18 protein-coding genes are annotated in these 17,002 nt (G+C 71.1%); 14 read left to right on the forward strand and 4 right to left on the reverse strand.

What is annotated here, in order from left to right; all coding sequences use genetic code 11:
* Positions 1-145: 145 nt before the first annotated feature.
* Positions 146-1,273: a ferrochelatase gene (locus IE242_RS32700; RefSeq protein WP_189865879.1), complete on the forward strand. Its 1,128-nt coding sequence runs from the start codon at positions 146-148 to the stop codon at positions 1,271-1,273.
* A gap of 8 nt (positions 1,274-1,281) precedes the next feature.
* On the forward strand, positions 1,282-2,109 hold the full coding sequence (locus IE242_RS32705; RefSeq protein WP_189865881.1) for an inositol monophosphatase family protein: 828 nt from the start codon (positions 1,282-1,284) through the stop codon (positions 2,107-2,109).
* 141 nt (positions 2,110-2,250) lie between these two features.
* Here the strand turns inward: IE242_RS32705 and IE242_RS32710 are convergent, their stop codons facing one another.
* Entirely contained in the window at positions 2,251-2,424 is a 174-nt protein-coding gene (locus IE242_RS32710; RefSeq protein WP_189865883.1) for a hypothetical protein, read from the reverse strand.
* Positions 2,425-2,838: 414 nt separating this feature from the next.
* Between IE242_RS32710 and IE242_RS32715 the strand changes: the two genes are divergently transcribed.
* From IE242_RS32715 to IE242_RS32730, 4 genes are all read left to right on the forward strand, one after another.
* Positions 2,839-3,492 carry a response regulator transcription factor gene (locus tag IE242_RS32715; protein ID WP_007387794.1) on the forward strand — a complete coding sequence of 218 codons (654 nt, stop codon included), beginning with the start codon at positions 2,839-2,841 and terminating at the stop codon, positions 3,490-3,492.
* Positions 3,493-3,497: 5 nt separating this feature from the next.
* A complete protein-coding gene (locus tag IE242_RS32720) occupies positions 3,498-4,814 on the forward strand; it encodes a sensor histidine kinase (protein ID WP_189865885.1) in 1,317 nt (438 codons plus the stop codon).
* Between the two features lie 419 nt (positions 4,815-5,233).
* On the forward strand, positions 5,234-5,530 hold the full coding sequence (locus IE242_RS32725; RefSeq protein ID WP_005481602.1) for a DUF4193 domain-containing protein: 297 nt from the start codon (positions 5,234-5,236) through the stop codon (positions 5,528-5,530).
* 13 nt (positions 5,531-5,543) lie between these two features.
* The gene (locus tag IE242_RS32730; RefSeq protein ID WP_189865887.1) at positions 5,544-6,545 is read left to right on the forward strand and encodes a hypothetical protein; all 1,002 of its coding nucleotides are present in this window, start codon (positions 5,544-5,546) and stop codon (positions 6,543-6,545) included.
* A gap of 282 nt (positions 6,546-6,827) precedes the next feature.
* Here the strand turns inward: IE242_RS32730 and IE242_RS32735 are convergent, their stop codons facing one another.
* Positions 6,828-7,289 (reverse strand): DUF3093 domain-containing protein, encoded by a 462-nt coding sequence (locus IE242_RS32735; RefSeq protein ID WP_189865889.1) that lies wholly within the window; start codon positions 7,287-7,289, stop codon positions 6,828-6,830.
* Positions 7,290-7,347: 58 nt separating this feature from the next.
* Here IE242_RS32735 and IE242_RS32740 point away from each other — a divergent pair, with 58 nt between their 5' ends.
* From IE242_RS32740 to IE242_RS32775, 8 genes are all read left to right on the forward strand, one after another.
* On the forward strand, positions 7,348-7,932 hold the full coding sequence (locus IE242_RS32740; protein ID WP_189865891.1) for a PaaI family thioesterase: 585 nt from the start codon (positions 7,348-7,350) through the stop codon (positions 7,930-7,932).
* The gene (gene dut / locus IE242_RS32745; protein WP_189865893.1) at positions 7,929-8,444 is read left to right on the forward strand and encodes a dUTP diphosphatase; all 516 of its coding nucleotides are present in this window, start codon (positions 7,929-7,931) and stop codon (positions 8,442-8,444) included. Before IE242_RS32740 ends, dut begins: the two co-directional genes overlap by 4 nt.
* A 1-nt stretch (position 8,445) precedes the next feature.
* On the forward strand, positions 8,446-9,213 hold the full coding sequence (locus tag IE242_RS32750; RefSeq protein ID WP_189865896.1) for a DUF3710 domain-containing protein: 768 nt from the start codon (positions 8,446-8,448) through the stop codon (positions 9,211-9,213).
* Between the two features lie 248 nt (positions 9,214-9,461).
* Complete coding sequence (locus IE242_RS32755) at positions 9,462-10,673, forward strand: alginate lyase family protein (protein WP_189865898.1); 1,212 nt, start codon at positions 9,462-9,464, stop codon at positions 10,671-10,673.
* 140 nt (positions 10,674-10,813) lie between these two features.
* The gene (locus IE242_RS32760; protein ID WP_189865899.1) at positions 10,814-13,375 is read left to right on the forward strand and encodes a sensor histidine kinase; all 2,562 of its coding nucleotides are present in this window, start codon (positions 10,814-10,816) and stop codon (positions 13,373-13,375) included.
* Positions 13,372-14,052, forward strand: a complete 681-nt coding sequence (locus IE242_RS32765; protein ID WP_189865900.1) for a response regulator — start codon at positions 13,372-13,374, stop codon at positions 14,050-14,052. Before IE242_RS32760 ends, IE242_RS32765 begins: the two co-directional genes overlap by 4 nt.
* 101 nt (positions 14,053-14,153) lie before the next feature.
* Complete coding sequence (locus tag IE242_RS32770; protein WP_189865902.1) at positions 14,154-14,552, forward strand: OB-fold nucleic acid binding domain-containing protein; 399 nt, start codon at positions 14,154-14,156, stop codon at positions 14,550-14,552.
* Between the two features lie 3 nt (positions 14,553-14,555).
* Positions 14,556-15,308, forward strand: a complete 753-nt coding sequence (locus IE242_RS32775; RefSeq protein WP_189865904.1) for a DUF3159 domain-containing protein — start codon at positions 14,556-14,558, stop codon at positions 15,306-15,308.
* A gap of 75 nt (positions 15,309-15,383) precedes the next feature.
* Here IE242_RS32775 and IE242_RS32780 read toward each other — a convergent pair whose 3' ends face one another.
* The gene (locus IE242_RS32780; protein WP_189865906.1) at positions 15,384-16,061 is read right to left on the reverse strand and encodes a potassium channel family protein; all 678 of its coding nucleotides are present in this window, start codon (positions 16,059-16,061) and stop codon (positions 15,384-15,386) included.
* Positions 16,061-16,732 (reverse strand): potassium channel family protein, encoded by a 672-nt coding sequence (locus tag IE242_RS32785; protein ID WP_189865963.1) that lies wholly within the window; start codon positions 16,730-16,732, stop codon positions 16,061-16,063. The genes IE242_RS32780 and IE242_RS32785 overlap by 1 nt, the downstream gene beginning before the upstream one ends.
* Between the last annotated feature and the right edge of the window lie 270 nt (positions 16,733-17,002).

Below are 17,002 nucleotides of genomic sequence, written 5' to 3' on the forward strand. Positions count from 1 at the left end.
GTCTGCCGTGGAATCCGGTAAGCCCGGACGAGGATAAGTAAGGCGTGACTTTCGTCGATACAGCTTACGAGTTAGGTAACCCTAATGCATGGCGGAACGCGGGCCGCGAGCCCGGCTGTCGGTGGTGGGTGGCAGGATCGTAGACATGCCCGACGCAACTGACCCGACCCCGTACGACGCACTGCTGCTCCTCTCCTTCGGAGGCCCGGAGGGACCGGACGACGTGGTCCCGTTCCTGGAGAACGTGACCCGTGGCCGCGGCATCCCCAAGGAACGCCTCAAGGAGGTGGGCCAGCATTACTTCCTGTTCGGCGGGGTCAGCCCCATCAACGACCAGAACCGAGCCCTGCTCGACGCGCTGCGCAAGGACTTCGCGGAGCACGGCCTGAACCTGCCGGTCTACTGGGGCAACCGCAACTGGGCGCCGTACCTGACGGACACCCTGCGCGAGATGGTCGCCGACGGCCGCCGCCGCATCCTCGTCCTCGCCACCAGCGCGTACGCCTCGTACTCGGGCTGCCGCCAGTACCGGGAGAACCTCGCCGACGCCCTGGCGACCCTGGAGGCGGAGGGCCTGGAGCTGCCGCGGATCGACAAGCTGCGGCACTACTTCAACCACCCGGGCTTCATCGAGCCCATGATCGAGGGCGTGCTGGAGTCCCTCGCCGACCTCCCCGCGGATGTGCGGGACGGCGCCCACATCGCCTTCACGACCCACTCGATCCCCGACTCGGCCGCGGACGCCTCCGGACCGGTGGAGGAGCACGGGGACGGCGGCGCGTACGTGAAGCAGCACCTGGACGTCGCCCAGGTGATCGCCGACGCCGTGCGCGAGCGGACCGGTGTCGACCGCCCCTGGAAGCTCGTCTACCAGTCCCGCTCCGGCGCCCCGCACATTCCGTGGCTGGAGCCGGACATCTGCGACCACCTGGAGGAGCAGCACGGCGCCGGGGTCCCGGCCGTCGTCATGGCCCCCATCGGGTTCGTCTCGGACCACATGGAGGTCCTGTACGACCTCGACACGGAGGCCAAGGCCAAGGCCGAGGAGCTGGGCCTGCCGGTGCGCCGCTCGGCCACCGTGGGCGCCGACCCCCGGTTCGCCGCCGCGATCCGCGACCTGGTCCTGGAGCGCGCCGCGGCCGAGAGCGCCCGCCCGGTGACCCCGTGCGCCCTGGGCGCGCTCGGCCCGAGCCACAACGTGTGCCCGGTGGGCTGCTGCCCGTCCCGTAACCCGCTGCCCGCCGCCGCGGGCGCCGACAGCCCCTACGCGTGAGGAGCACCGTGACCGACCAGCCCGAGCCGGCCCCGTACCCGGACGCCCTCAAGGCGGAACTGCTGGAGATCGCGCTAGACGCGGCCGCCCGCGCGGGGGCCTTCCTGCGCGACGGCCGGCCCGAGGACCTGGGCGTGGCCGCCACCAAGAGCAGCGCCGTCGACGTCGTCACGGAGATGGACATCGCCTCCGAGAAGATGATCACCGGCCTGCTGGCCGACCGCAGGCCGGACGACGGCGTGCTCGGCGAGGAGGGCGCCAGCGTCGAGGGCAGCAGCGGTGTCCAGTGGGTCATCGACCCGATCGACGGCACCGTGAACTACCTCTACGGGCTGCCCAGCTGGGCGGTGTCCATCGCGGCCCGGGTGCACGGCGAGACGGTCGTCGGGGTCGTGTACGCCCCGGTGCGCGGCGAGACGTGGCGTGCGGTCCTGGGGGACGGGGCGTTCCTGAACGACCGCCCCCTGCACGTGCGGCCCGCACCCGCCCTGGGCCTGGCCCTCGTGGGCACGGGTTTCGGCTATCTGGCCGAACGGCGCGCCCGGCAGGCCGAGGTGGTCCGTGAACTGATCCCGCAGGTGCGCGACATCCGGCGCGGGGGCTCGGCCGCGATCGACCTGTGCGACGTGGCCACGGGCCGCCTCGACGCGTACTACGAGCGCGGGCTGAACCCCTGGGACTACGCGGCGGGCGACCTCATAGCCCGGGAGGCGGGTGCCCTGACGGGTGGCCGCCCCGGAGAGCGGCTCTCACCCGACCTGACGGTCGCGGCCCCGTCCGGCCTGTTCGAGCTCCTCCAGGGCCGTCTGGAGGAGCTGGGGGCCTGGCACGACTGACGCGCTCACACGCTCACCTGACGAAGGGGTGCCCTACGGCGAGTGAGCCGAAGGGGCGCGCCGGAGGCGAACCGAGCCCAGGAAAAAGCGGAGCCCCGTCTGGATCTGCCGGGGCTCCGCTCACTCGGTGCTTCGTGCCGGTCAGGCGTGAGACGCGCTTACCTCCACACCGTGTTCGGCGGCGAGGCGGTGCAGATCGTCCAGCTCCGCCTCCTCGACCTCCGCGAGGAAGTCGTCGCCCGTCTCGCGAGCCCGCGTGAGGTCGGACTCGGTCGTCCTTATGCGCTGCAGAAGTCCTGCGGTGAAAGCGTCCATGCTGCGCCCCCTCGTCCAGGGTCGTGGGTCGGTGGCACGGGGGTGTGCCATTTTCGGGAGGGGCGATCACGTCTCCGGTAGGTGCCCAGCGCTGCCCTGCTGGGCGGCGACGGTGCCGGACACCCACGCCCGCTCTGCGGAAGCGGATCGCAGCGGGCCACGTGATGGTGCGGCACAGGCAGAGCGTGATCGCGGGGTGTAAACCGTCCTCCCCCCGCCGACTTCCGGGGAAACCTCGCCCGGATGAGAATTTCTCGGTTCCCCACCTCGGCCGATCCCTCCCACCCGCTCCCCTCCCCCCGGCTTACAGCCGACTTATGACCGAAAAGGGCAGGATGGAGGCACAGACCCACGAACATCCTGCCCGCGCGCCGAGGACGTGGCGCGCGGGTGGACACAGGAAGGACTAGGGACGTGCGCGTACTCGTCGTCGAGGACGAGCAGCTGCTCGCCGATGCGGTGGCCACCGGACTGCGCCGGGAGGCCATGGCCGTCGACGTCGTGTACGACGGTGCGGCCGCCCTGGAACGTATCGGCGTCAACGACTACGACGTCGTCGTCCTCGACCGCGACCTCCCGCTCGTGCACGGCGACGACGTCTGCCGGCGGATCGTCGAGCTGGGCATGCCCACGCGTGTGCTGATGCTCACCGCGTCCGGCGACGTCAGCGACCGGGTCGAGGGCCTGGAGATCGGCGCCGACGACTATCTGCCCAAACCGTTCGCCTTCAGCGAGCTCATCGCGCGCGTGCGGGCCCTCGGGCGGCGTACGAGCGTGCCGCTGCCGCCGGTCCTGGAGCGCGCGGGCATCAAGCTCGACCCCAACCGCCGCGAGGTCTTCCGCGACGGGAAGGAGGTCCAGCTCGCGCCCAAGGAGTTCGCCGTGCTGGAGGTGCTGATGCGGAGCGAGGGCGCCGTCGTCTCCGCCGAGCAGCTCCTGGAGAAGGCCTGGGACGAGAACACGGACCCCTTCACCAACGTCGTGCGGGTCACCGTCATGACCCTGCGCCGCAAACTGGGCGAGCCTCCCGTCATCGTCACCGTGCCCGGCTCCGGCTACCGGATCTGATCCCGGTGGTCGCGACACCCGCGCCCCCGGCGGCGCCCCCGAAGCCCACCTGGGACCCCAGGAAGCCGGAACCCCCGTTCCCCTGGCTGCGCCCCACCATCCGCATAAGGCTCACGCTGCTCTACGGCGGCATGTTCCTGATCGCCGGCATCCTGCTGCTGTCGATCATCTACCTGCTGGCGGCGCAGGCCATCCACGAGGGCAGCAGCCAGAACCTCCGCATCAGCGGCTCCAACATCAAGATCAGCAGCGAGACGTGTCCGGCCCTCGACGACGCGCCCCTGAGCAGCGACGCGCTCAGCGCCGCGTTCAAGGCGTGCAACGACGCCATGCGGCAGCACGCCCTGGACGAGCTGCTGAGCCGTTCGCTGCTGGCGCTGCTCGGCCTCGCCGTCATCGCGTTCGCCTTCGGCTACGCGATGGCCGGACGGGTGCTGTCCCCGCTCGGCCGGATCACCCGCACCGCGCGCGCGGTGGCGGGTTCGGACCTGTCCCGGCGGATCGAGCTGGACGGCCCGGACGACGAGCTGAAGGAGCTGGCGGACACCTTCGACGAGATGCTGGAGCGGCTGCAGCGGGCCTTCACGGCCCAGCAGCGCTTCGTCGGCAACGCCTCGCACGAGCTGCGCACGCCGCTCGCCATCAACCGGACCCTCCTCGAGGTGCAGCTGTCCGATCCGGGCGCGCCCATGGAGCTGCAGCAGCTCGGCAAGACCCTGCTGGCCACCAACGAGCGCAGCGAGCAGCTCGTGGAGGGCCTGCTGCTGCTCGCCCGCAGCGACAACCAGATAGTGGAGCGCAAGCCCGTGGACCTCGCGGAGGTGGCCTCCCAGGCCATCGACCAGGTGCGCAGCGAGGCGGACGCCAAGGGCGTGGAGTTCCGCGTCCAGCTGGCTCCGGCGGTTGTCCAAGGCAACGGTGTCCTGCTGGAGCGCATCGCGCTGAACCTGGTCCAGAACGCCGTCCGGTACAACGTGCCGGCCGGGGGCGGCAACGGCACGCGCGAGGCACCGTCCGGCAGGGGCACCGGCGACGGCACCGGTGAGGTCCGGGAGGGCGGCTGGGTGGAGGTCACGACCCAGCTCCAGCACGGCCAGGCGGTCCTGGTGGTCGTGAACACGGGACCCGTGGTGCCCGCGTACGAGATCGACAACCTCTTCGAGCCGTTCCGGAGGCTCCGTACGGAGCGCACGGGCAGCGACAAGGGCGTGGGTCTCGGCCTGTCGATCGTCCGGTCGGTGGCCCGGGCGCACGGCGGCCACATCGCCGCTCAGCCACGTGAGGGAGGGGGTCTCGTGATGCGTGTCACGCTGCCGACCTGAGATGCGCGGGGCCGTGCCGATCTGAGATCATGCCCGCCGACACCGGACCATGTTCGCTTTGCGCGGAATTCTCCGGTAGGCGCACGTTGAAAAGCGTGTGTGATCGATCACAAGGGCGAATTTCCGGCCATCTACTCTCTGTGATCACCTGACCTGTCGGAAAGTCGGGAAAATCCGGGTTTTCGGGGGTCTTGATCACGGGAAGTACACGGTGAGACGCCTTTGAAGTGCGGCCACCGGACCGTGTACGGTCCCCTTCGCCATCCAAGCCGATCACTCTTGAGGAGTCCGGTTGGGTGTCGATTGAGTAACAGACCTTGATGTGAGGCAAAATCTCCGCCTCGGGTCGGGCACAAGTCCGGCCTCTCACGCGTTACGTGCGCTGGAGACACCGCAGACACCCAGAGGGGGAGAGCGACATGGCAACGGATTACGACACCCCACGCAAGACCGACGACGACGTCGACTCGGACAGCCTTGAAGAACTCAAGGCCCGCCGGAACGACAAGTCCACCTCGGCCGTCGACGTCGACGAGTTCGAGGCCGCAGAAGGCCTCGAGCTGCCCGGCGCCGACCTCTCGAACGAGGAACTGGCCGTCCGGGTGCTGCCCAAGCAGCAGGACGAGTTCACCTGCATGAGCTGCTTCCTGGTGCACCACCGCAGCCAGCTGGCCCGCGAGAAGAACGGCCAGCCGATCTGCCGCGACTGCGACTGAGGCAGGGTCGGCCGTGACTGGCTCGACCCCTCCTTGGAAGCGCCGCTTCCGCAAGGGAGCGGACGAAGGGCCGCACGACGGCTCTCACGGTGTGCGTGACGACGAGCGAGGCTCCTCCGATCCGGGGGCGGCCTCGCTCGAACGTACGGACGGTGCGGCGTCGGGGGGCGCGCACGGCACGCACGGTCAGGAGGCGCAGCCGGGCCTTCCGGTCCCGGCGGCGTCTTCGGCTCCGGAGCCCGTCCCCGGGCGCCGACGCCGCGCCGCGGTCGTCCGGAACGGGCTGAGACAAGGACTGAAGGCCGGTGCCCGCGCGGGTGGCAGCCGGGCCAGAGCCGGCCTGGCGTACCTCGCCGACCGGCTGATCGAGACGGCCCCACGCATCCCCGTACGGGATCTCGCGACCCTGCGCCGTCAGTTCCCGGGTCTCGGTCCCGAGGAGCTCGCGGACAAGCTGGTGGCCGGTGCGGCGGGCGGCACGTCCGCGGTCGGCGCCGGAATCGGGGCCGCGGCCATGCTGCCGGTACCGCCCGCGATGCCCACGGAGCTGGCCACCGAGATCACCGGCGTCGCCGCGATCGAGCTCAAGATGATCGCCGAGCTGTACGAGGTGTACGGGCAGCGGCCGCCGGGAACCCTGAGGCAGCGCAGCTCCGCCTACCTGAGCTCGTGGGCCGGGGAGCGCGGGATCGACGTGACCAGGCCGGCGACGATCAACGACGCGCTGGGCGGTCAGATGAAACGGCAGCTGCGGCAGCAGATCATGAAGCGCATGGTGCGCAACCTCCCGAACCTGACGCCCTTCCTGGTGGGGGCCGCGGTCGGCGCGGTGATGAACCGGCGTGACACCAAGCACCTCGCCGAGCGCATCCGCAAGGACCTGCGCACCCGGCAGGTCCCCTGGGAGGCACTGCGCGATCTCCCGCCGCTGGAGGAGCCGGCCGACGCACTGGACGTGGGCGAGCCGCCGAAGGGGCTCGGCCGCGGGGGAGGATTCCGCGCGGCCTCCGAGTGAGAGTTCTGCGCGGCCTCCGGCCGAGCGCTTGGCGCGGTCTCCAGGTGAGCGCTCCGCGCCGCCTCCGACGCTGACGCACAAGCACAGGCCAGGCACGAACACCAGGGGCTCTGTGCTCGGCTCGCGTAGAGGGACTGAGTGCTCCGGTGCGCTGTCGCGGGCGCCTCGTGGCCTGCCCCGCCCACGCGAGCGGGGGAGCCGCACAAGCCCCACCCGCACATCGCGGTACGGTCCCGCGCCCCTCGGGGCGCCGCCGTACCGCCCGGACTGTGCCGAGGCCGCTCAGGCCTTGGCGCGCGCGGCCTCCAGGGCCGCCGCCAGGCGCTCCGGCTCCCTCGTCGACAGGTACAGGTACGGAGTCGGGTCCTGGGGGTCGGTGACCGGGACGCGCAGGGCCGTCGGGATGTAGGCGCGCAGCAGCATGTACGCGCGCGGGTCGGCCTTGTGCGTACGCCACGCACGGGTCTCCTCGGCGTCCAGCACCTCGGCGTCCCCCAGCGCCGACACCGGGAGCTTCGCCTCGCCGGCGATCAGGGCGTCGCCGACCACACGGATGCGCACGGAGCCGTACGAGCTGGCCGCGACCGCCGCGACCGCGGTGCCGCCGGCCAGGCCGCCCAGCATGGGAAGCACGCCGAACGGCAGCAGGATCAGCGCCATGGAGACGCCGACCAGGAGGGAGATCAGCCACCAGGTGCGGGGGGCGGTGAGACGTTCTTCGTACGGCGACGCGGAGGGCTGCATGACGTCAAGCTTGGCACGGTGTCGGACAACCGCCCGCGCGCGGGTAAGGTCTGCGCCTGTGAGTGGTACTTCCGCAGCCCTGACCCCGCCGGCCGACGCCCAGGCGCCGGTGCGGCACCCCGACGCGCCCGCGCCCGGTGAGCCGCTCGGCGCACACTACGACCAGTGCTTCGGCTGCGGGGGCGGACAGCCCCACGGACTGCATCTGGAGGCCCGGGCCGGAGAAGGCGTCTCCCTCACCGCCGAGTTCACCGTGCAGCCCGCCCACCAGGGCGCTCCCGGCCTCGCCCACGGCGGTGTCCTCGCGAGCGCGCTCGACGAGACCCTCGGCTCGCTCAACTGGCTGCTGCGCATCATCGCCGTGACCGGACGGCTGGAGACCGACTTCCTGCTGCCGGTGCCGGTCGGCACGACCCTGTATCTGGAGGCCGAGGTCACCGCGGTGGCCGGACGGAAGATCTACTCGACCGCCACCGGGCGCATCGGCGGCCCCGACGGACCGGTCGCCGTGCGCGCCGACGCCCTCTTCGTCGAGGTGAAGGTCGACCACTTCGTCGAGAACGGCCGCCCGGCGGAGATCCAGGCGGCCATGAGCGACCCGGACCAGGTCCGCCGTACCCGCGCCTTCGAGGTGAACCCGTGAGCCGTCCGCCCGTGGAGGTACTGGTCCGGCGCCTCGACCCCGACGTGCCGCTCCCGGAGTACGCGCACCCCGGGGACGCGGGAGCCGATCTGCGCACCACCGAGAGCTGCGAGCTGGCGCCCGGTGAGCGTGCGGTGCTGCCCACCGGGGTGGCGATCGCCCTCCCCGAGGGGTACGCGGCCTTCGTGCACCCGCGGTCCGGTCTCGCCGCCCGCTGCGGTGTCGCCCTCGTGAACTCCCCGGGGACGGTTGATGCCGGGTACCGTGGGGAGATCAAGGTGATCGTGGTGAACCTCGATCCGCGCGAACCGGTCCGGTTCGAGCGCTTCGACCGGATCGCCCAGCTGGTCGTCCAGCAGGTCGAGAAGGTGCGCTTCCAGGAGGCGGCGGAGCTTCCCGGCTCGGCGCGGGCCGAAGGGGGCTTCGGGTCCACCGGCGGTCATGCCGCGGTGGGCGGCACAGCGGGTGGGAATCGATACGCTTCGGTCGTATCCGACCGGGAAGGACAGTGACGTGTTCGGACGTCGCAAGAAGAAGGGCTCCGCTGAGGACGCGGCGGACGCGGCGAGCGAGGCCGAGCAGGTCGTCGACGGCGTCGACACTGAGGCGGACGAGGTCGGGCGGGAGCGCGTACGGCTGGAGCCCGAACCGCGCCCCGACGGGCCCTGGGACAGCACCGAGGTGCGCGAGCCCGCCGAGGGCCGCGTGGACCTGGGCGGCCTCTTCGTGCCCGGGGTCGACGGCATGGAGCTGCGGGTGGAGGTCGCCGGCGACGCGATCGTCGCGGCGACCGTCGTGCTGCGGGAGAGCGCCATCCAGCTGCAGGCCTTCGCCGCCCCCAAGCGCGAGGGCATCTGGGGCGAGGTGCGCGAGGAGATCGCCACCGGCATCACCCAGCAGGGCGGTGTCATCGAGGAGGTCGAGGGTCCCCTCGGCTGGGAGCTGCGGGCCCAGGTGCCGGTGCAGCTGCCGGACGGCACGGGCGGGTTCCAGGTCGTACGGTTCGTCGGCGTGGACGGGCCGCGCTGGTTCCTGCGCGGTGTGATCTCCGGCCGGGGCGCCGTGGAGCCGCAGACCGCCGGGCTGCTCGAGCAGATCTTCCGCGACACGGTCGTGGTCCGCGGTGAGGGCCCGATGGCCCCTCGCGACCCGATCGTCCTGAAGTTGCCGAACGACGCGCAGATGGTCCCCGAGGGCGTCCAGCAGGAGGAGCAGGGCTCCCGCTTCGCCGGAGGAATGGGCCAGCTGCAGCGTGGACCGGAGATCACCGAGGTCCGGTAGCCGGACGGCACGCGCAGGAACGCGAGGCGACGCAGAGGTACGCGGAGGGCCGTACCCCTTACGGGGTGCGGCCCTCGCGCCTGTCCGCGCACACTGTGAACTGTGCACCGTCGACTGTGAACGGCGACGGGGAGACCGCGCTTTCTTCACCCCTTGACGGAAGTCTGGTCCAGACCTATCGTCACCGGCCATCGCGAGTGTTCATGACAGAACTCATCGTTCACGTACGAGAACGGATGGCCCCCCACATGTCCGCTGCTCCCGCACGTCACCGCCGCAGAACCCGCGCCCTGCTGTTCGCCGGGCTGACCACCGCGCTGGTCGGCACCCTGATACTCCGTCCCGGCGCTCACCGTGCCGACGCCGCCCCCGCCGCCTTCGTCCACCCCGGAGTCACCGTCTCCCAGGGGCAGTTGGACTTCGTCCGCAACAAGGTCAACGCGGGCGCCCAGCCCTGGAAGGGCGCCTTCGACAAGATGATGGCGAGCAGGTACGCCGACCTGAACCGCACGCCCGAGCCGCGCGCCACCGTCGAGTGCGGCTCGTACTCGAACCCGAACAACGGCTGCACCGACGAGCGCGAGGACGCGATCGCCGCGTACACCGACGCCCTCGCCTGGTACATCACCCGCGACGAGCGGTACGCGAAGAAGGCCATCGAGCTGATGGACGCCTGGTCGGCGACGATCAAGGACCACACCAACAGCAACGCGCCCCTGCAGACCGGCTGGGCGGGCTCCTCCTGGCCCAGGGCCGCCGAGATCATCAAGTACACGTACACCGGAGACTGGCCCGACTCCGGCCGCTTCGCGACCATGCTCCGCACCGTCTATCTGCCCGAGATCATCAACGGCTCGAACTCCAACGGCAACTGGGAGCTGTCCATGATGGAGGCCGCCGTCGGCATCTCCGTCTTCCTCGAGGACAAGGCGTCGTACGACAAGGCCATGGCCAAGTTCCGCACCCGCACCGCCGCCTACGTGTATCTCTCCTCCGACGGTGAGCTGCCGAAGACGGTGCCGAGCCAGAACCTCGACACCCGGGAGAAGGTCGTCAAGTACTGGCAGGGCCAGTCAACCTTCGTCACCGGCCTCACCCAGGAGACCTGTCGCGACCTCACGCACACCGGCTACGGCATCTCCGCGATCTCGCACGTCGCCGAGACCAGCCGGATCCAGGGGCAGGACCTCTACGGCACCAATGTGGGCGAGCGGCTGCGCCAGGCGCTCGGGTTCCAGGCGAAGTACGAGCTGGGTACGGCCGTGCCGAGCTGGCTGTGCGGCGGGTCGCTGCACCTCGGGCTCGGCCCGGTCACCGAGGTCGGCTACAACGCGCTGCACAACCGGCTCGGTCACGCCATGACCAACACCCAGACCCTCACCGAGCGCAACCGTCCGGCCGGCAGCAACAACCTCTTCGTCGCCTGGGAGACGCTCACGCACGGGGACAATCCGAGCTGACCCGCTTCCGCCGTCCCGCGCGGCACGCATCAGGGTTCCGTCAAAGACGCCTCCTGCCGTGCTTCCGGCTCTGTTCGTCCACATCGTTGGCCGTAAGGTCGACGCTGCGTATGCAGCAGGAACGGGAAGACAATAGGGCCATGGCACGCGGCAAGCTCCGGATCTACCTCGGCGCGGCACCCGGCGTCGGCAAGACCTACGCGATGCTGTCCGAGGCGCACCGCCGTGTGGAGCGGGGCACCGACTGCGTGGTCGGATTCGTGGAACACCACGGCCGGCCGCGTACGGAGGTGCTGCTGCACGGCCTGGAGCAGATCCCGCGCGCGGAGCTGCAGCACCGGGGCGGCACCTTCACCGAGATGGACGTCGACGCCGTCCTGCGCCGCGCCCCCGCCGTGGCCCTGGTGGACGAGCTAGCGCACACCAACGTCCCCGGCTCCCGCAACGCCAAGCGCTGGCAGGACGTGGAGGAACTGCTCGCCGCCGGGATCGACGTGATCTCCAGCGTCAACATCCAGCACCTGGAGTCCCTCGGTGACGTGGTGAAGTCGATAACGGGGGTACGGCAGCGGGAGACCGTCCCGGACGAGGTGGTGCGGCGGGCCGACCAGATCGAGCTGGTCGACATGTCGCCGGAAGCGCTGCGCCGGCGCATGGCGCACGGCAACGTCTACCAGCCCGACAAGGTCGACGCGGCCCTGTCCAACTACTTCCGCCCCGGCAACCTCACCGCGCTGCGCGAGCTGGCGCTGCTGTGGGTGGCCGACCGGGTCGACGAGTACCTGAACGAGTACCGCAGCCGGCACCAGGTGTCGAAGATCTGGGGCTCGCGGGAACGGATCGTGGTCGGGCTGACCGGCGGGCCGGAGGGAAGGACCCTGATACGGCGGGCCGCACGGCTGGCGGAGAAGGGCGCCGGCGGCGAGGTCCTTGCCGTGTACATCGCCCGCAGCGACGGGCTGACCTCGGCCTCGCCCAAGGAACTGGCCGTCCAGCGCACCCTGGTCGAGAACCTCGGCGGCACCTTCCACCATGTGGTCGGCGACGACATACCGGCCGCGCTGCTCGACTTCGCGCGCGGCGCCAACGCCACCCAGATCGTCCTCGGCTCCTCGCGCCGCAAGGCCTGGCAGTACGTGTTCGGGCCGGGCGTCGGCGCCACGGTCGCCCGCGAGTCCGGGCCCGACCTCGACGTCCACATCGTCACCCACGACGAGGTCGCGAAGGGACGCGGACTGCCCGTCGCCCGGGGCGCACGGCTCGGCCGGGCCCGCATCGTCTCGGGCTGGCTCGTCGGGGTGCTGGGCCCGGTGCTGCTCGCGCTGCTGCTGAACACGGTCGACCTGGGCCTCGCCAACGACATGCTGCTGTTCCTGGCGCTGACCGTGGCGGCGGCCCTGCTCGGCGGACTCCTGCCGGCCCTCGCCTCGGCGGCGCTCGGCACCTTCCTGCTGAACTACTACTACACGCCGCCCCTGCACCGGATCACCATCGCCGACCCCAAGAACATCGTCGCCCTCGCGATCTTCGTGGGTGTCGCGGTGTCGGTCGCCTCGGTGGTGGACCTGGCGGCCCGGCGTACCCACCAGGCCGCCCGGCTGCGGGCCGAGGCGGAGATCCTCTCCTTCCTCGCGGGCAGCGTGCTGCGCGGCGAAAGCAGCCTGGAAGCGCTGCTGGAGCGGGTGCGCGAGACCTTCGGCATGGACTCGGTGGCCCTGCTGGAACGGACGGGCGACCACGACCCGTGGACCTGCGCGGGCCGGGCGGGCACCGGGCTGTCGCCGGCGCGGCCCGAGGACGCGGACGTGGACGTACCGGTCGGCGACCACATGGCGCTCGCCCTGTCCGGGCGCGTGCTGCCCGCGTCCGACCGCCGGGTGCTGGGCGCGTTCGCCGCCCAGGCCGCCGTCGTCCTGGACCGGCAGCGCCTCGAGCAGGAGGCAGAGCGGGCCCGCGCGCTCGACGAGGGCAACCGCATCCGCACCGCCCTGCTCGCCGCGGTCAGCCACGACCTGCGCACCCCGCTGGCCGCGATCAAGGCAGCGGTGTCCTCGCTGCGCGCCGAGGACGTCTCCTGGTCGGAGGAGGACCAGGCCGAACTGCTGGAGGCCATCGAGGACGGCGCCGACCGGCTCGACCACCTCGTGGGCAACCTCCTGGACATGTCCCGGCTCCAGACCGGCACGGTCACCCCGCTGATCCGCGCGACCGATCTCGACGAGGTGGTGCCGATGGCGCTCGGCGGCGTCCCCGAGGACAGCGTGCGCCTGGACGTCCCCGAGAGCCTGCCCATGGTCGCCGTGGACGCGGGGCTGCTGGAGCGGGCGGTCGCCAACGTCGTCGAGAACGCCGTCAAGTACAGCCCCGCCGGGCGGCGCGTGCTGGTGGCCGCGAGCGCCCACGCCGGGCGCGTGGAACTGCGCGTGGTCGACCGCGGCCCCGGCGTCCCCGACGAGGCCAAGGGCCGTATCTTCGCGCCCTTCCAGCGCCACGGCGACGCCCCGCGCGGCGCGGGTGTCGGCCTCGGCCTCGCGGTGGCGCGCGGCTTCGCCGAGGCGATGGGCGGCACCCTCAACGCCGAGGACACCCCCGGCGGCGGCCTCACCATGGTGCTCACCCTCCGCGCGGAGGGCGGCTCCGGCACCGACCCCCGACCCGCAGACCCCGCAGAAGAAGAACCGGAAAGGCAGGCAGCCCCATGACCAGGGTGCTCGTGGTCGACGACGAGCCGCAGATCGTACGTGCCCTCGTGATCAACCTGAAGGCACGCGCGTACGAGGTCGACTCGGCGCCCGACGGCGCCACCGCGTTGCGGCTCGCCGCCGCCCGCCACCCCGACGTCGTCGTCCTCGACCTCGGGCTGCCCGACATGGACGGCGTCGAGGTGATCAGAGGGCTGCGCGGCTGGACCCGGGTGCCGATCCTCGTCCTGTCCGCCCGTCACTCCTCCGACGAGAAGGTCCAGGCCCTCGACGCGGGCGCCGACGACTACGTCACCAAGCCCTTCGGCATGGACGAGCTGCTCGCCCGGCTCCGCGCCGCGGTGCGCCGGGCGGAGCCCGCCGGGGGCGGCGAGGACGATGTGGTGGAGACCGAGGGCTTCACCGTCGACCTCGCCGCGAAGAAGGTCAACCGGGGCGGCAGGGATGTACGGCTCACCCCCACGGAGTGGCATCTGCTGGAGGTCCTGGTGCGCAACACCGGCCGCCTGGTCAGCCAGAAGCAGCTGCTCCAGGAGGTGTGGGGGCCGTCGTACGGGACGGAGACCAACTATCTGCGGGTCTACATGGCCCAGCTGCGCCGGAAGCTGGAGAGCGATCCGTCGCACCCGAGGCACTTCATCACCGAACCCGGCATGGGGTACCGGTTCGAGAAGTAGCGAGGATCACTCGTCCATGCGTACGAGGAGCCCTGCTCGGGCGAGCGCGGCCCAGCGCACTCGCTCAACCGGTGTCGGCGACCCCCCGGTACGCTTTCGGTATGAGTCCTGTTCCTCGTCCCGAAAAGCCGGCGGGCCGGTTCCGTCGCATGCTCGACCGGCTCTCGTCCTCCCAGGAGGACCTGGAGTCGGAGGAACTGCGGGAGGACGCGGAGACGGCGGGATGCACCCGTATCGGTGACTGCCGGGACCGTGAGATCGTGACGGTCACCGGCACCCTGCGCACGGTCACGCTCCGCCCGCGGGCCGGAGTCCCGGCGCTGGAGGCCGAGCTCTTCGACGGTACGGCCGCCCTCGACGTGGTGTGGCTCGGCAGGCGCTCCATCGTCGGTATAGAACCGGGACGCAAGCTGATCGCCTCCGGCCGGATCTCGATGAGCCGGGGCCGTAGGGTGCTGTTCAATCCGAAGTACGAACTCAGACCGCTCGGACGGGAGTAGCCCGTGACGTCCCTCGACAAGCCGACCGAAGCCGCAGCCGAGGAGCAGCAGGACCGGCACGACGCCAAGGCGGTGACGGAGGCCGCGCTGTTCGAGGCGTTCGGCGGCGTCCGCGGCATGGTCGAGACCGTGCTGCCCGGCCTGCTCTTCGTCACGATCTACACGATCAACAAGGATCTGCACGCGTCGGCCATCGCGGCCCTCGCCGTGTCGCTGGTCATGGTCGCGGTGCGCCTCGCGATGAAGGACACCGTCAAGCACGCCTTCAGCGGTGTCTTCGGCGTCGCCTTCGGTGTGGTCTTCGCGATGATGACCGGCAACGCCAAGGACTTCTATCTGCCGGGCATGCTGTACACGCTCGGCCTCGCCCTCGCGTACATCATCACGACGCTCGCCGGTGTGCCGCTGCTTGGCCTGATCCTCGGCCCGGTCTTCAAGGAGAACCTCTCCTGGCGCACCCGCAACCCCGGCCGCAAGAAGGCGTACGCGAAGGCCAGCTACGCCTGGGGCCTGATCCTGCTCGCCAAGTGCGCGATCCTCTTCCCGCTGTACTGGTGGGCCGACACCACCCAGCTCGGCTGGGTCCTCGTCGCGCTGAAGATCCCGCCCTTCCTGCTGGCGGTCTGGCTGACCTGGGTGTTCCTGGCGAAGGCGCCCGCGCCGATCGACGTCTTCGCCGAGATGGAGGCGGAGGAGCGCGCGGAGAAGGAGCGCGAGCGCGCGGAGAGGGAGCGCCGGGCCGCGGAGCAGCCGTAAGCGAGAAGCGGAGTACGTGAGTGGGGGCGCCCCGGTTCGACCGGGGCGCCCCCACTCACGTACAACGGGCGCGGCTCAGCCGACCGCGTCCTCGCGCCGCACCGACAGCAGGTCCTCCAGCTGCTCCTCGCGCGCCTGGGCCGCCACGAAGAGGAGCTCGTCGCCCGCCTCCAGGGAGTCCTCCTGGGAGGGGGTGAGCACCCGGGTGCCGCGGATGATGGTGACCAGGGAGGTGTCCTCGGGCCACTCCACGTCGCCGACCTGGGTGCCGGCCAGGGCCGACTCCTCCGGCAGGGTCAGCTCGACGAGGTTGGCGTCGCCGTGGCTGAAGCGGAGCAGCCGGACCAGGTCGCCGACGCTCACCGCCTCCTCGACCAGGGCCGACATCAGACGCGGGGTGGAGACGGCCACGTCCACGCCCCAGGCCTCGTTGAACAGCCACTCGTTCTTGGGGTTGTTGACGCGGGCGACGACGCGCGGAACGCCGTACTCCGTCTTGGCCAGCAGGGACACGACCAGGTTGACCTTGTCGTCGCCCGTGGCGGCGATCACGACGTTGCAGCGCTGGAGCGCCGCCTCGTCGAGGGAGGTGATCTCACAGGCGTCGGCGAGCAGCCACTCCGCCTGCGGGACGCGTTCGACCGAGATGGCCGTCGGCGCCTTGTCGACGAGCAGGACCTCGTGGCCGTTCTCCAGCAGCTCGCCCGCGATCGAGCGGCCGACCGCCCCGGCTCCGGCAATGGCGACCCTCATCAGTGACCGCCCTCCTCGGAAGGACCCTCGGCGAAGGCCGCCTCGACCTTCTCGATGTCGTCCGTGCGCATCATCACGTGCACCAGGTCACCCTCCTGCAGCACCGTCTGCGAGGTGGGCAGGATGGCCTCGCCCAGCCGGGTCAGGAACGCGACCCGGATGCCGGTCTCCTCCTGCAGCTTGCTGATCTTGTGGCCCACCCAGGCCGGGGACGCGTGCACCTCGGCGAGCTGCACCCCTCCGGTGGGGTCGCGCCACAGCGGCTCGGCCCCCGAGGGCAGCAGCCGGCGCAGCATCTGGTCGGCGGTCCAGCGGACGGTGGCGACCGTCGGGATGCCGAGGCGCTGGTAGACCTCGGCACGGCGGGGGTCGTAGATCCGCGCCGCCACGTTCTCGATGCCGAACATCTCGCGGGCCACGCGGGCGGCGATGATGTTGGAGTTGTCACCGCTGGAGACCGCGGCGAACGCGCCCGCCTCCTCGATGCCCGCCTCGCGCAGGGTGTCCTGGTCGAAACCGATGCCGGTGACACGACGGCCGCCGAACCCGGAGCCCAGTCGTCGGAAGGCGGTGGGGTCCTGGTCGATCACGGCGACCGTGTGCCCCTGTTGCTCCAGGGTCTGGGCAAGAGCGGAGCCCACTCTTCCGCAGCCCATGATGACGATGTGCACGACCGTCCTTCCGGTGTCAATGGTCACGGCTCGGCCGTGACGTCGAAACGCAGACAACAGGGTCTCAGACCGACGCCCAAGCTACACACGCGCGGTCGGCCCGGGGCACCCCCGTGCACAAAGCCCGCCGGTCAGCGGCGGCTGATGCTGCGGACGCTGAGCAGGGTCAGGACGCCGAGTCCGACGAGTGCGGCGGCGGCGCCGATGAGTTCCGCGGTGGCGTGCGTCATGGAATCTCCAGGGGAAGGGAGGGGGGAGAGGGAGGGAAGA

Origin of the sequence: Streptomyces poonensis (assembly GCF_014650915.1) — a bacterium.
Classification (GTDB): Bacteria; Actinomycetota; Actinomycetes; order Streptomycetales; family Streptomycetaceae; genus Streptomyces; species Streptomyces poonensis.